Genomic DNA, 15,041 nt, shown 5'->3' on the forward strand with positions numbered 1-15,041 from the left:
TTTTAAATTAATTATTTATAAAGTTCCACTAAATGCTTGGTTTTGTAATGATTCGAATAGATTAAAAAATTGAATATTTGAATTTTCCAATATTTTCTTTTGCTTTACAATGGATTCCACTATAGCTATAAACTTAAGTTGTAAATCCATTGGTGGAATAATTAATTCAAAATTTTTCATGATGGCTGTATTCAAGTTGGGTTGTGTCCCATCTGGAGCTGTGTCACGAAAATATTGAGTAATGGAATTAAGAGCCTTTAGCAAAAATAATTTATGGATTTTATCCTCACTAATATCTTGGAATGCTAACCAACCATCGTGAATACACCCCTGAATTTTTAAGATACGTGCAAACCCAAGACTTACTCCACAATTCGCAAAAATTACACTTCCTTCAGGTAATAATCTTGTTTTATGTAAGCCTTCTTCAGTAATTGCTTCTTTGGTTTTGGTAATAAATAAATCGTCACCTTTAGTAGCATCACCAATTTTGATCCATGGATAAGTACCGCCTAAAAAATTCTCAATTGGTCTTGGTGACCCTCCACGAACAATAGTCATAAGAGCATCCATTTTTTCTTTATCCCATCCTTTAGGATTACTTACAGGATCCCCAAACATATCAATAAAAGTGGCTTGTAAAAGCTGATCTAGCTTTTCAATCGCTTGCTGACGTTTTTGGCGCAGTTCATCCGCTTGATCTAAAATTACTGCAATTCGGCGTTGTTCTGTAAGTGTTGGGAGTGGTACTAAAAACTTTTTAAAATCATTTGCAGACAAATTTGGTTGAGCAGCACCATTTTGATAATTATCTAGCTCTCTGGAACATAAAGAACTTGCTAGATAATGTTTTAAGTATTCAACATCAACTTTTTCATTACTTCTCAAAATTATTAATGAAGAGGCTAAAGCCCCTTTATTATCATCACGAATAACAGCAAATTTTCCTACAGAACCTCTTAAACAAAATAAAATGTCATACTTTTGAATTTTGCCACTACTCAAACGATCATAAGATTCTGCAGAAATATAATTAAACTTAGAAGAATCTAATAACCATCGGTCAGATAGGCAACCAGCATTGATAAATGGAATCCCTGCATCCACAAAAGAATCTTTAGACGGATAGTTTTTTCCTCTATCTCCATTAATAAATTTTGCTAATTGACCTAAAGGAATTAAGGGATAGCTCACTTCAACATCTCCTTAAGCTCATCCATTCCTTTTAGAATTTCCTGCTCAAGCAAGTCTAAGTCTGCCAGAATCTTACTTGGTGCTTCATATTGCACTTGCTCATACACCACTTCTTTATAACGGTTAATTGATAAATCATAACCATTGGCAGCGATATCGTCTTTATCTACCAAGAAACTTTGTTCAGTCGCTTTACGGTCTATTTCAGCATCTAAATTTTTAAAACGGGCAATGATGTCAGGAATATTGTTATTTTCATGCTTAGACGCATCTAGTTCATTACGCTTATCATCTAGTGAATAACCGTCTGCCTGCATGTCATAGAACCAAACTTTATCTGTACCGCCAGATTCAGTTTTAGTGAAAATCATAATTGCAGTGGAAACACCTGCATACGGTTTAAACACACCAGACGGCATCGAAATAATCGCTTCGAGCTTTTGCTCTTCTACAATCTTTTGGCGCAAATCTTTATGCGCTTTAGATGAACCAAATAACACACCATCAGGCACAATCACCGCAGCGCGCCCACCTGTTTTAAGTAAGCGTAAGAACAAAGCTAAAAACAGCAATTCAGTCTTTTTGGTTTTAACAATCGCCTGAATATTTTTGGCACAGCTTTCATAGTCCAAACTACCCGCAAATGGAGGGTTAGCAAGAATTAGGCTGTACTTACTTTCAATATGTGAATGTGCTTCGCTTAATGAATCACGATTTTCGATACTTGGGTTTTCGACGCCGTGTAGCATCATGTTCATTGAACCAATTCGAAGCATGGTACTGTCAAAGTCATAACCAAAGAAAGTTTCTTCACTAAAGCGTTTTACTGCTTCAGAGTTAGCAAAAATCTCAGTACTATAATGTTGACTAAGATATTCACTTGCTGCCACAAGAAAACCGGCCGTACCACAAGCTGGGTCACAAATAGTATCGGTTGGCTTAGGCTGCATTAATTCCACAATCATCTTAATAATATGACGAGGTGTCCGGAACTGCCCATTTTGACCTGCTGAAGCAATCTTACCGAGCATATACTCGTAAACATCACCTTTAGTGTCTTTATCATCCATTGGCACATCTGCCAAAAGGTCAATCACTTTAGTTAATAATGCAGGATTAGGAATAGTAAAACGGGCATCTTTCATGTGATGACTATAAGTAGTATCGTCATCACGGCCTAAGTTTTTAATAAAAGGAAAGACTTCTTCTGCAACCGTTTTATATAACTTAGCTGGATCACCTAAATGGATGAGTTTAGACCAACGTAAGTGATCTTGTTCTGGTTTGAAAATTGGTTGTTCAACAACAGTCTTAAGACGATTCGCCTTTCTTTCTTTTGTAGTTTGAATTTCATCAAGACGGCGAATAAACAGTAAATATGTCATTTGCTCCATGACTTCTAGAGGATTAGAAATTCCACCACTCCAGAAAGCATTCCAAATTTGGTCAATTTTACTTTTAATCTCGCCCGTAATCACAATGTTGAACCTCAAATTTCTTCGATGCGTATTGTGTTAGAAATACTTTTGAAATGCTATAGCCATACATGTTCAGCGGCAATACATGTCGTCCCTCTCAATCTTTTGCTTATTTTTAAAGCTATATTTAGATAGATTGAATTAGAGAAGGGATTAAGCAAACGACTAGCGATGCCTTCAAAACTTCGATCAAGATTTTTTAAACTTTTATTTCTGATTTGTTTTTTTGAAAATGCAAACTTAGGTGAAAAAATAAATGGAATGACCCGTAAAGATTGGGACCAGCACCGAGTATTAATTAATTACCGTTATACATTTTAAGAGCAGGCTAAACGTTTAGTTTAGCTTTATTATTTTCATTAATTTACCGATTTAAATCGATAAACTTTTGAGTCTAATTAAAATATAAATTTATATTTTAATTTTTTATAATATTTTATTTAAATTGAATTGACCTGTTAAAAACTTATGATTATTATGGTCTCGCTGGCCTACATTGCCAGTCGGTTTTGACAGACCGTTTTTACATACAGCACATCAGATTTATCCTTCTGAGGGAGAAATTTGTGTGAAAACCACCGTCCCCCTCATGTTGCGGTAGGGCGGAAGGGGGACACCTTTGGGTGTGCTGGTTCTGTATGTCCGGTCTGTCAACCCCCTTTCGTTCTACCACCAGAATCAATTGACGGTGATTTTTGGTGGTAGAGCTCCATAAATTTTAAGGAGTTGACCATGACCTTTTTTAGATTAATCCCCTCTCCCTTATAAACTTTTTATTTATTTAAAATTTAGGTTTTCTATTATCTAAATTTTCAAATTTATAAATTATTTTTATTTTAAAATTTAAGTCATTTTATTTTATTGCTTTTATAGGCGGGTTAACTATTGCCTCTAAAAATGATTTTAAAACTTAAAATATAGCGGTTTATTTTTTCTCATTGATATATCCCCAATCATTACGAGAATAATATGAAATTTTATAAAACTATTTTGGTGTTAGGCCTTATGATCGGCGATTACAGCGTTTCAGGTTGTGACCTTCACACACAGCAGGATTTTGAAAAAATTTGCCTGTCGGGTGGGCACACCCAAGCCAGTTGCGACTGTATTTACCAACGGCTTGAACAAGTGTATTCACCTAAGCTCATGCAACATCTAGAACATGTCAGTTTGCAAAGTCCTGCTCTCCCACAGGACTTTGCTCCTACATTTTTTAGTGTAATGCGGCGGTGCGATAAAGAAGACATGGGCTAAGCGTTTGGCTTAGCTCCCTTATCTCTGTGTCGCAATGGTGGATAACTTTAAATCAGCGCAAAAAATTAAAGTTCTGTTGTGGCACGGGGGCCTTGAGAAATAAGTTAACTCTACTAAACAATAAAACTATACAGTATTGTCTACCCCCTCTTTGGTATGATTTTGGCACTTCATAAAGATAAGAAGGAATAAGTTTGGCAACACCATATATAACAATAGGCTGCCCCACTAGTGGCGGTGGTCAAGTAATTTCAGGGAACAGTATGTTCCTAGTCGACGGGATTCCCGTTGCTTGTGTCGGTGACAAAGCTACCTGCCCCACTCATAAAGTTGTTGCAACCATTGTGTCTGGCGACCCATATATGCAAATCTTTGGTAAAGCTGCTGCCCGTGTTAACGACTCTCTTTCCTGTGGCTGTAAATTACTACCTCAACAAAACTTAGTAGTTCAAGACAATGGCGGTGGTTCTGTTCAAAGTTCGCCAGCGAGTAAAGCTCAAACTCAAGATAGCTTTGTGGAAGACAAATCTAAAGAATATGGTATTCAGTTCCAATTAAAGGATGAAAAGACCCAAAAAGTTTTTAGTGAAATTCCCTATTCAATTATTTACAAGAAGGATGGAAAAGTAGAAACCGGTTGGACGGATAAAGAAGGTAAAACCCATGTCATCAATGCTGACTCACCAGATGAAGTAGAGTTTCAGACCATTGATGCTTCTAAACCGTTACCTCCACTGTAAGGATTTAAAATGGCACAAGATAGAGTTTTCTCACCAACATTAATTCCATCTTTAGATAATGAAGTTAAAGTCTGTCATGCAGATGAATTATTAGATCCATTATTATGCAATAGCATTGTTAAAATTCTTAATTATCACACTACAGTGCCTTACACCTTTATGATGGATCAAGGTCAATGGGATGGTGTTAAAAACAGAATACCTTTTGAACACGATTTAGCAATTCGTTTTGGGCTTGAGTATGATTTACGTCAGTTTAGTGAATCAGTTTTAGAAAGATATTCTTTTCATACAATGATGTATCTTAAGTTTACGATGTATGCTCAAAAGCATTCCTTAAATGAAGGCTCAACTTTTATTAGAGAACTTACTAAAGATTCTTTTACAGCACGTATGGCAATTGCTAAGAAAAACTTTGGTGAAGTTATTGATCTTGCCCTTTCCAATGCAAACAAGCCTGTTTTAGCGGGGAATGCTATTGCCATCCATGAGAATAATGGACCATATCTAATTAATGAGAATATGTATAAGAAAGTATTTGGTCGTCCTTATGATAGTGCTACCGTATCGCAGTTTATACGACAATATCAATATACACCGCCACTTAGTAGTTTCTAGTCACGAGTAATAATATGAAGAAAACGATATTAATATTTTTAGCACCGCTTCTTTTGGTTGGCTTCAATGGATGTAAAGCATCTGAAAAAGAGGATGTAGATACATTTATTCAAAAGGACTTCAAGAATTACGTTACTGATAATAGAAAGTTGATTTTGGAAGCCAATAAAGACGTAAAACAAGAGCCAGCTCTAAAAGAGATTATTTTCAAAAATACTTTTGTAAAGGTAAGAACTGCACAAAGTCTACTGAATGATGAATATGGTAATTGGTTAACTGGCTTAGATAAGAACAAGTTTGATTATACCGACCTCAACGATGTCTGTTGGCTGACCGTCTACATGCAAAACTATATAAATAATATGGATGAGCGATATAAAGCTAATATTACCGAAGATACCAAGAAAAGTGTTAAACAACTATACGAAGCAAGAAATGAAATTATCAAGTTAAGAGATAGCAAAGACAAATCTCTAGCAACTTTTCAGAAAGTTTGTAAATAGTTGAAAATTAATTAAATATTACTATATAAAGCTCCAATTAAAAGGAGCTTTTAATAGCTAATTTTATAAATTAGTTATAGCTAAATCTAGTTATTCCCTGCCTGAATAAGAAATGGTTAATTAATTGTGAAATCTAAACTTTGTATTATTTTATTGTCTCTTTTAACGGTAGCATGTAGCCAAGTCCGCCCTCAAAAACATGGAATTACTGAAGCTGACATAACCCAAGCATATGAAGCATCACTCTATGCCCAATTTAACCAGCTTTACTACACAAAGTTTTTATATAAAGCAGCATACAATGAAGCTAACAAGGTAAATGAAACTAATGATCAGTTGCTAAGTTATGCCACTTTTTTAATGTATGCAATCAATACAACTTACGATTCTTTAGACATACAGCTTAATGATGATCTAGATTTAATGGCTTCGGGTCAAAAAAGTAAGATGTCAATTGATGCTTTAGATTCATTATGTGTAAGTAATAAATACATTGAAAAATATATAAAACTTAAAGAAAAAAGCGGAAGTGGGATATCAGCTAAAGCGAAAGAACTTTCAAAAGAGGCTTTGATACTTCAACCCAAAATTGAAAAAATCATCATGAAAACTGATTCACCGTTAAATGATATTGAATGTAAAAAATTAATCTAAGCGAGGAAAGGCCCTGAATGTTGAAGGCTTTTTCTAAAGTGAGTTAACGTAAATTACCCCAACTGATTCAAATAATAAAAACAACTCAGAGAATTCCTCGGAGATCCACACAATGTTAGTAAGCAGAACTTATGTTAAATTTATCTGTGCTCTTCTGTTTATGCTTTTTATGAATGGTTGTGCAAATTCCCAGATAAATAGCGATAGAGAAGCTTTAATTAATGCAGGGCGTGCCGCAGTCAGTATAATAACTACAAATTACCGAGTTTCTAAATACGCTCTTCAAGAAAGAAATAGGGATGTTACTTTTGTTAAATAGTTATGTCTTTTTTGCCTATCAAATCTGCTATTCGTTTTACAAATATATCTTCACTTTCAATTAGATCATCCATTGTTTGGGTCTCATGAACATAAATTCCATCTATTATAAATAACACATCATTATTATTGTTACCGTATAAAGTCTCAGAGTAAGACTTCTCAACGTCTAATTGTTTTGATAATGGATAGATCAAACCACTTGCTATTAAGTTATTTTGGTAATAACCCGAGTAAGAATGTATTTGGTGTAAATCTGACCTATCAATGTCATTATTTTGCATTTCCATTTTCTTAAATTTTGCGTCAAAAACAATAATTTTGCCTGTTTCCTTATGTTTCATTATTAAGTCTGGAAATATTGATCTACGATAAAATTGCTGTTTGTAAATTGGAATATCAACTTGTCCACTTACCGACCATTCAGGAAAGTTTCTACTCAAAAGTTTTTCAAGATAAATTTCATATAATTCTGCAATATCAAACAAATAACCTATTGTCTCTAAACTTTTCTTATCATTATCGGGTATTAGGTCTTTGTTCAATAAAATTATTTCTGCATACTCCAAAACTTTTTTGAAACCACGATACATTGGATTGTTTATAGTTTGGTATGTTTTGGCTCTTTGTATTGTTTCGTAACTCGCAAAACGACCAGAATATTGTTGTTTTAAAAATTGACTTAAACCAAGCAAACGGCTGTGAATTTCTTTGCCGAAAACACTTTCTAATTTCTTTAATGCCAAATATAAAACATCAATGATTTCTTGAATATACATTCGTTCCCTGAAAGTTGTTGTTAGTTTTCCTTGAAATGGAATATCTCTTTTTAAGTAATCATTAAAATTTATACTTCCTCTTACTTTTTGACTTCGCTCTTGCTGTTTTTGGTATTGTTGTGGCAAACCTAAAACCACCGCTTTTTCTAATGACTGAATAAATAAATGAGCAATAATAAACAAGAACTGATTTTCGGTTTCATCTGTCTTTGCTTGTATTGGCTCATTGTCAACGTAAATATCATTTACGAAGTTAAGCATACGTTTTAGAAAAGTGTCGCCATATTTTGTTGTAATATTAATTTTACAACCTTTGTAAAAAAGCACTCCAGCATATACACCAGTTTGAATAAAGTATTTTTTTTCTTTTTCTTTTTCTTTTGAATATAATTTTAAAATTAGACGTTCTTCATCTTGCTCAAAAATACGTTTGCTTTTGAAATGAAATACTTTGATCTGTTTTAGTTGTTCTGCACCAAGTTTTAATTCATAAACAGACGAAAATATTTCTTGCAAGTTTTTTACGCTTGACTGTTTTACTCCGAAAGCTTTACCTAAGTTTGAAATTGGGGCTTCTTCGTAAAAATTATGATTGACTGGAATACTAATTTTCATTTTATTGTTTCTTTGAACTTATTCAACGCTTCATCTAACCTACTTTCCAATTCGCTTTCCACAAATACGGCTCTTAGATATTCTTTCAATGTTGGTCGCAAATACAAGTTAAATAAAATTTCAATATTGTTATTTGTAATATCTTTACGCTTAGCAATATCGCTAATCTTCATAAAAAATGAATGACCAAATTCATATGATTTTCCCAAACCTAAGTCTTTAGAAATATAGTCATTCAATTTTTCGCAGGCTTTGACATACAGTCCAATATTATTGAACTGATCTTTTCCTTTGAAACGTGTCTCCTCTTCAATTACTTCGTAATCACAATCTTTTCTTATCCATTTAAAACGTCTACGGAGTGCTAAATCAAAAGCATCAATACTTTTATCCACATCATTCATCATTCCAATAAAAAATACATTCTTAGGAACTCCGAACTTCACTTCATTGTTGTGAATTTCATAAGCTAAATCTTTAAATTTATTGTCCTCTTTGATCAAATCTTCAATTAGCGCAGAATATTGTGTTCGAATCAGGTTTTTATTTTCAGTATCTTGTCGGTAATCTTTTTCCAATAGCGATAAAGTTTCGCCAAAAACCATTGAAAGATTTGCTCGGTTTATTTCGTCCACGACGAAATAAAAATCCTTTTCAGGGTGTTTTTTCGCTTTGATACAAAAGTTTTTAAAAATACCATTTACTAACTCAAAGCGAATATTTCCATCTTTTGAAACGCCTTTTGGTTTAATACCTTCAATAAAATCTTCGTAAGTAAATGATGGATGGAATTGTAAAACCTCATATCTTGAAGTATCACCTTGACAAACAAAATCTAAACTACTTTTTACAGAAAATGTTTTACCTGTTCCTGGCGGCCCATAAAGAATAACATTAGGATTGTTTGTGTCTGCAATCGATTTGGAATTTACAAAACGCCATAAGAAACGTGAAAGCAAAACAAGTTCGTTTTTGTCTTGTTCATTTACGTCTAAAAGTTTCTTTGCTACAAGACAAACTTGATGGTTTTTTCTAAAGATTTCTTCAGCATCACTATCAATAAACTCGTTATATAGTTCTTCTAACCATTGTGTAGAGTAGATATAGAGAAAGTCCGATAAATTATCCAATACAGCTAGTTTCATTAAAACTTGCTTGGCACTGTAATTTGAATTTTCAATCAAATATATTTTTTCTAACGGATCAGTTTTTGAGACAATACTTTTCAGTAAACCTTTTATTTTTTCATTAAAATAAAGTTCCGCGTCTTGTCGAGTAGCATTTGACTTGTTTACACTTTTGATATGATAAGTAGAATTGTCATCATTCAATTTCACTTCAAAATTGAATGCTGTACCAGGCTTTGAAGAACCTAAAACAATTCTCGTGGTTCGTTCTAAAAAGTTACATAAATATCCGCCGGGCATTATTGCTGTGGAACTTCCTAAAATGTTTGTGTAGTCATCCAAACTCAATGTGTCATTTAAAATTTTATGCTTATATAATTTCCATTCAGAAATTAATTTCTCAACTTCGTCCTTATTAAATTTTTTTTCTTCCTCTTTTGTTTCATTTTTAAATTTGTTCCAAAGTACTTTGATGTGAGTTTGTCGCTCTTCTGACAGTTTTATATTTTCCATTAGTCTCTTATAAGTCCTTAACTTATACCACTTTACAATAAAATTATTTGTAGCATTAGACCCGTTACAACAGGTTAAAGTGCCTGGCGCTTGTATATGACTTTTACCATAAGCTGTTAAAATCTGATAAAGAAGATTTTTCTCATCTTCTTCGTAAAAACCAAGAATTTCAATTTGTCTTCTAAGTTTGAACCAATCAAATTCATCGTCTGTATTGTGTTCTATATAAGCATCACCCTTTACTTTTACTAATGCTACTGGCGTACTTCCATCACGAACCATCACAACATCGTCAATTTTCATATCATTTTTGAAAAGCTTAGGATCAATTACTGAATTTCCTTTTTTGTCTTCCCAATATTCACCCATACCTATAACTTGTTTTTTCATAAGTATAGCTTTTATCGTATCAACGTCTAATCTTGAGTCTGGGTGTAGTTGTATGTGCCAATAGTTCATTTAATATCAATATGTGTTGTCGTATTTTAGAAAAGGAAAAAGGCCGATTTTAACAATAGCTCTATCATCTGTATTTCTTACAGCTTGTGGCATGGTAATGGCAATTGAACTCATCCAAAATCTCTAAAGGAATTTACTCATTAAAAAATTAAAGCTCTAGATTTCCCCCCCCAATTTAACTCATCATCTTTTCAGACAACAACTACTTTATTTATAAGAATATTCAAAACAGAAAATTATTTTCATACCATATATTTAGACGAGGTTAGAATAACAAAAGTATGAAACCAGAAGATAAAACTCGAATCATTATTGATCAATAAAACCCCATAATAATTTTTTTAATAAATGAAAGATCAGACTAGAAAGTAAAAATTAAAGCAAACTAGAAGTTGTCAAAAACCTGTCAATAAAAAAGCCACTTACATTAAGTGGCTGATTTATTTAAAGTATTTTGGTGGAGATGGCGGGAGTTGAACCCGCGTCCGCCAGCACTACGCTCGAGAATACTACATGCTTAGATATCGTCTATTGTTTTAACACCAAGTGACCCGACGAACAGGGTACAAGTTGCGATCCTCTAAGTTTGGTATAAAGCCCCGAGGCTTGACTCTATACGGACTTGTGTGCGTGCGCTACGGTCGGGTTCCTAAACCACAAGTATTCTAGGAAGCGGACAAACTGCCCTTAGGCAGCTAGAGCGTAAGTTTCGTCGTTTGCGACTATTAAAATGCAAATTTTATTTACGAGAGAAAATGCGCTCTCGGCATGCATCTATGAGTTTCATCACCGGCGTCGAAGCCAATAACATCCCCATGAATGTCTGAACATCATAGCATAACTAAAATAAAATGCTGTGCAATTTATCAACAGTCTGCTACTGATGAACATATTTACATAATGGAGAGCCTTTTGTTTTTTTCAAGGGCCTCATAAAAAAGCTGCCAAAAATGACAGCTTTTTCTAAAGTGTGGTCTATAAGGCACCATTACCTAACACAATACCTTCACGGCGAGGGTCTACCCCACCTGCGTATTTACTTTGATTATTTATATTTACTTTCATAATCGTTGAAATACCACTGGTTTGCGCAGTGTTAGAGATGCCATGCCCTTTTGCTTTTAAGCCTTCAATGAGGTCAACTAAAGAAAGCTGTACATTCGAGCTATCAATATTGGTGTTTTTGCTATTGGTCGCGCCAAAGTTAACAAGCGAAGTCGCCTGCTGTGCATTTAGGTTCCAGTCCAATGCACCCACCAAAGTTTTAACCACATATTGAATGATCGTACCGCCACCTGGTGAACCTGTTGCCATATAAAACTCATCTGGCGTGGTGCCTTTAAACACTAAAGTTGGTGCCATAGTACTGCGTGGGCGTTTGCCCCCTTCTACACGGTTGGCAACCAGTGCCCCAGTGCTGTCATAAGGGTTCGCGCTAAAGTCAGTTAACTGGTTTGACAGCAAGAAACCATCCACCATGTGGAATGAACCCATGCTCGATTCAACAGTCGATGTCATTGAAACCACATTGCCATAGGCATCTACAATGGTGAACTGCGTTGTACCGTGTTCAACAGTAGTATCCACACCTGCTGCTGTATTGAAATTACCTGCTGGCGCAACGCCCATACTTTGGTTCGGGTTAATCAGTGCGGCACGTTGTTTGAGGTAATTTTTATCAATAAAACTTGGAATACCCTGTGCCGGCAAACGAACAAAGTCAGTGTCTGCCACATATTTATCGCGGTCGGCGTAGGCCAAACGCTCTGCCTCAGACACTAAATGTACGCCCATGACATCAGGTACACCACCTTCATTTTCAGGATTTTTAGGTGGATAAAGTGACATATCAAAGTTTTCTAAAATACCCAGCGTCTGTGCAACTGCTATTCCTCCCGAAGATGGAGGTGGCATGGTACATACATAATAACGGTCACGGTACGTCGTACAAATCGGGTCGCGTTTTTTCACCTGATAGTTCGATAAATCCTGCAAGGTCATTAAGCTTGGGGTAATTGGAGTTTTTGCTGGGTCATCACCCACGGTTTGCCCTGCTTTTGCCACAATGGCTTGCGCAATTGGACCTGTGTGTAGTGCGTTTGCCCCTTGTGAAGCGAGTGCTTCAAGTGTTCTGGCATAGGCTTTATTGGTCATGGTCTCGCCGACTTTACGTGGTGATCCATTTGGGTAGAAATAGGTTGCCATTGCATTTGCATCGAGCGCTAAATTGTTTGCATTGCTTGCAATTGCATCTGCCAAACGGCCCGGAATACGGAAACCGTTGTCAGCCAAACCAATCGCTTCACCAAAAAGTTGGTTCCACTTGAGTTTGCCATGCTCTTTTTGTGCTTGTTCAAGCAAACGCATCACACCCGGTACACCAATCGAGCGACCACTACGGCGGGCACTTGGTACTGGTGCAGGTGAATTTGGGTCATATATATCTTGGCGAATTAAATAATATTCGTTGGCTGCCGCTGGTGCGGTTTCACGGCCATCATAGGCAGTGACTTGCTTGGTTTTGGCATCGTAATACATCATAAAACCACTACCGGCAATGGTACTCGACTGTGGCTCGACCAAACCAAGCACGGCTTGTACTGCTACGGCTGCATCAACTGCACTACCGCCTGCTTTTAAAACATCACAACCTGCTTTTACCGCAAGTGGCGTGTTTGCCACCACCATATATTTATCTGCGTACTTAACCGTGTTACCGAGTCTATAACCCGATGCACCCTCAGGCGCTGCTGGGTCACCATTTTGGTTTGAACCGACCACCACGCTTGAACCATCTTGGGCCAGTTTGCTACAACTGGTGGGGTCGTTATCTACAATTAAATTGGGCGGGGTTGTATTTGAATCATCCTTGGGCTGATCTGACGAGGAGTCATCTCCACATCCTTGTAATAAACCGACTGCTAATAAACTACTGAACAAAAATGAATATCTTTTATTCACGTGATAACTCCAATATATACGCCTGCCTATCCATGCAATTGCCATACAAGCTTCTTTGTTTTCAGGTCTTCAGTTTTTTAATCTTTGATAAAAATAAAGTTTTAATAATATTAAATGATTGGCGGTGTTTATTTTGTGCTCTGTGTGATGTCTCCTTGTTTGTTATCACACTCTTTTATAACTGATTTGCCCAATTCTGGCATGCTTTATTTCTTTAAATACAGGCAAAATCTGCTATTTATAAACTCACTCATTTTGTAGTTGGCCTAAAAAAAGCACCTCCGAAGAGATGCTTTTTGATATTTAATGAGAAGGCATACCACTGACCTGTTTGGGTTTTGGACACAGCCAAATGACCAGCCCTGCAAAGACAAACACAATCGCAAACAGCAAAAACACATGGTTTGCCGACATGGTAATCGCTTCTTTATCGACAAGGTTTGAAATAATTCCGAGCGTCGAGTCAGCCGTAAAACCATTTTGCAAAAGTGTGTTTTGCACTTCAGTCGTATGAAGGTTTGACACCATTTCACTACGGGCAACTTTGGCATGGTCATCCCACACGGTGACTGCAATTGAAGCACCAATCGCCCCTGCCATGGTTCTTAAGAAGTTCATGAGGCCCGCAGCAGATGCAATTTCTTGCTGAAGTACTGAACCGAGCGCAATATTCGACAGTGGAATAAAGAAGAATGGTACAGCAAAACCTTGCAAGATTTGCGGCCAAGCCAGTGCCATAAAGTCGGCGTCTGTGGTCCAGAATGCCCGCATTAAGGTCACACCACCCAGCAAAATCAAACCGAAACTCGCCAGGGCACGTGGGTCATATTTAGTCGAAAGCTTTGCCACAATCGGTGACATGGTCAAACTACCAAAGCCCATGGTTGCGGTTAAATAGCCGGCCCACGTGGCGGTGTAAGAAAGGTTCATTTGCAGCCACTGCGGAATCAGTACAATACTGCCAAAGAACGCTCCAAAGCCAAGCGACAAAGCCAGTACCGAGATTGCAAAGCCCCTATGCCTAAAGACTTTGACATCTACGACGGGGTGCTTGTCGGTCAGCTCCCATATGAGGAACACCACAAAACCAATGGCGGCAGTTAAAGCTAAAACGATAATGCTGGTGCTGTTAAACCAGTCTCGTTCGTGCCCCAAGTCGAGCATGAGCTGGAGCGCACCAATCCAGAGAATTAACAAACCTAAACCGACTGTGTCGATTCTTAAAGAAATCGTTTCTGTTTCAGCCACTCTTAACAAACGCATTGCCGCTAAAACACAAATAATCCCAACCGGTAAGTTAATAAAGAAGATCCAGTGCCAAGACAGGTTATCACTAATCAGACCACCCAAAATTGGTCCTAAGATTGGTCCAACGACGGTAGTCATTGCCCATAGGCCCATCGCCTGTGCATGCTTTTCTTGAGGGAAAATACGCATCAGCAAGGTTTGACTGAGTGGCATAAGCGGGCCACCGCATAGACCTTGTCCAATACGGAAAAACACCAGCATCCCTAACGAGTTTGCTAGGCCGCACAAGAAAGAAAAAATGGTAAAACCAATCAGACCAAAAATAAAAACCCGAACGGTACCAAAGCGACCTGCAAGCCAACCTGTTAAAGGTACACAAATCGCTTCTGCAACGGCATACGACGTAACAACCCATGTCCCTTGTGTACTTGAAACAGCAAGGTTACCGGTAATGTGCGGTACAGATACGTTGGCAATGGTCGTATCGAGCACGACCATAAAGTTCGACAAGGCAATAACAAACGCTGCCAGTATTAAACGGCCACCGCTTAGTTCGGCAAAAGGTGTTTGCGTTTTCATA

General features: G+C 36.7%; 11 protein-coding genes, 1 other RNA gene and 1 pseudogene. 6 read left to right on the forward strand and 7 right to left on the reverse strand.

The features are described 5' to 3' along the window. Positions 1-15: 15 nt before the first annotated feature. Positions 16-1,194, reverse strand: coding sequence for a restriction endonuclease subunit S (locus J536_RS16405; protein ID WP_032063392.1), 1,179 nt, complete (start codon positions 1,192-1,194; stop codon positions 16-18). Beyond that, entirely contained in the window at positions 1,191-2,672 is a 1,482-nt protein-coding gene (locus J536_RS16410; RefSeq protein WP_032063393.1) for a type I restriction-modification system subunit M, read from the reverse strand. The genes J536_RS16405 and J536_RS16410 overlap by 4 nt, the downstream gene beginning before the upstream one ends. A 225-nt stretch (positions 2,673-2,897) precedes the next feature. On the opposite strand from J536_RS16410, the pseudogene J536_RS26485 reads away from it, so the two are divergent. The 6 genes and pseudogenes from J536_RS26485 to J536_RS16435 all read left to right on the forward strand — a co-directional run. After that, positions 2,898-2,993, forward strand: a pseudogene (locus tag J536_RS26485) (hypothetical protein); the annotation flags it as partial. A 648-nt stretch (positions 2,994-3,641) separates the two neighbouring features. After that, positions 3,642-3,926, forward strand: coding sequence for a hypothetical protein (locus tag J536_RS16415; protein WP_032063394.1), 285 nt, complete (start codon positions 3,642-3,644; stop codon positions 3,924-3,926). A gap of 194 nt (positions 3,927-4,120) precedes the next feature. Then, positions 4,121-4,666 carry a PAAR domain-containing protein gene (locus J536_RS16420; protein WP_005075354.1) on the forward strand — a complete coding sequence of 182 codons (546 nt, stop codon included), beginning with the start codon at positions 4,121-4,123 and terminating at the stop codon, positions 4,664-4,666. A gap of 9 nt (positions 4,667-4,675) precedes the next feature. Further along, the gene (locus J536_RS16425) at positions 4,676-5,284 is read left to right on the forward strand and encodes a hypothetical protein (protein WP_005075352.1); all 609 of its coding nucleotides are present in this window, start codon (positions 4,676-4,678) and stop codon (positions 5,282-5,284) included. A 14-nt stretch (positions 5,285-5,298) separates the two neighbouring features. Beyond that, on the forward strand, positions 5,299-5,787 hold the full coding sequence (locus J536_RS16430; protein ID WP_005075349.1) for a hypothetical protein: 489 nt from the start codon (positions 5,299-5,301) through the stop codon (positions 5,785-5,787). 126 nt (positions 5,788-5,913) lie between these two features. After that, the gene (locus tag J536_RS16435; RefSeq protein WP_005075347.1) at positions 5,914-6,441 is read left to right on the forward strand and encodes a hypothetical protein; all 528 of its coding nucleotides are present in this window, start codon (positions 5,914-5,916) and stop codon (positions 6,439-6,441) included. A 311-nt stretch (positions 6,442-6,752) separates the two neighbouring features. Here the strand turns inward: J536_RS16435 and J536_RS16440 are convergent, their stop codons facing one another. From J536_RS16440 to J536_RS16455, 5 genes are all read right to left on the reverse strand, one after another. Continuing rightward, a complete protein-coding gene (locus J536_RS16440) occupies positions 6,753-8,153 on the reverse strand; it encodes an McrC family protein (protein WP_005075344.1) in 1,401 nt (466 codons plus the stop codon). After that, on the reverse strand, positions 8,150-10,252 hold the full coding sequence (locus J536_RS16445; RefSeq protein WP_032063395.1) for an McrB family protein: 2,103 nt from the start codon (positions 10,250-10,252) through the stop codon (positions 8,150-8,152). The genes J536_RS16440 and J536_RS16445 overlap by 4 nt, the downstream gene beginning before the upstream one ends. Positions 10,253-10,707: 455 nt before the next feature. Further along, positions 10,708-11,067, reverse strand: a transfer-messenger RNA (tmRNA) gene (gene ssrA / locus J536_RS24865). 160 nt (positions 11,068-11,227) lie between these two features. Continuing rightward, positions 11,228-13,213, reverse strand: a complete 1,986-nt coding sequence (gene ggt / locus J536_RS16450; protein ID WP_032063396.1) for a gamma-glutamyltransferase — start codon at positions 13,211-13,213, stop codon at positions 11,228-11,230. Between the two features lie 303 nt (positions 13,214-13,516). Next, positions 13,517-15,040 (reverse strand): DHA2 family efflux MFS transporter permease subunit, encoded by a 1,524-nt coding sequence (locus J536_RS16455; protein ID WP_032063397.1) that lies wholly within the window; start codon positions 15,038-15,040, stop codon positions 13,517-13,519. Between the last annotated feature and the right edge of the window lies 1 nt (position 15,041).

Source organism: Acinetobacter sp. 809848, assembly GCF_000581275.1.
Lineage (GTDB): Bacteria > Pseudomonadota > Gammaproteobacteria > Pseudomonadales > Moraxellaceae > Acinetobacter > Acinetobacter pittii.

Bases quoted from the DNA above. Each gene is read 5' to 3' on its own strand.
- J536_RS16455 (WP_032063397.1), bottom strand. From the start codon at position 15,040: ATGAAAACGCAAACACCTTTTGCCGAACTAAGCGGTGGCCGTTTAATA.
- J536_RS16440 (WP_005075344.1), bottom strand. From the start codon at position 8,153: ATGAAAATTAGTATTCCAGTCAATCATAATTTTTACGAAGAAGCCCCA.
- J536_RS16425 (WP_005075352.1), top strand. From the start codon at position 4,676: ATGGCACAAGATAGAGTTTTCTCACCAACATTAATTCCATCTTTAGAT.
- J536_RS16445 (WP_032063395.1), bottom strand. From the start codon at position 10,252: ATGAACTATTGGCACATACAACTACACCCAGACTCAAGATTAGACGTT.
- J536_RS16430 (WP_005075349.1), top strand. From the start codon at position 5,299: ATGAAGAAAACGATATTAATATTTTTAGCACCGCTTCTTTTGGTTGGC.
- J536_RS16415 (WP_032063394.1), top strand. From the start codon at position 3,642: ATGAAATTTTATAAAACTATTTTGGTGTTAGGCCTTATGATCGGCGAT.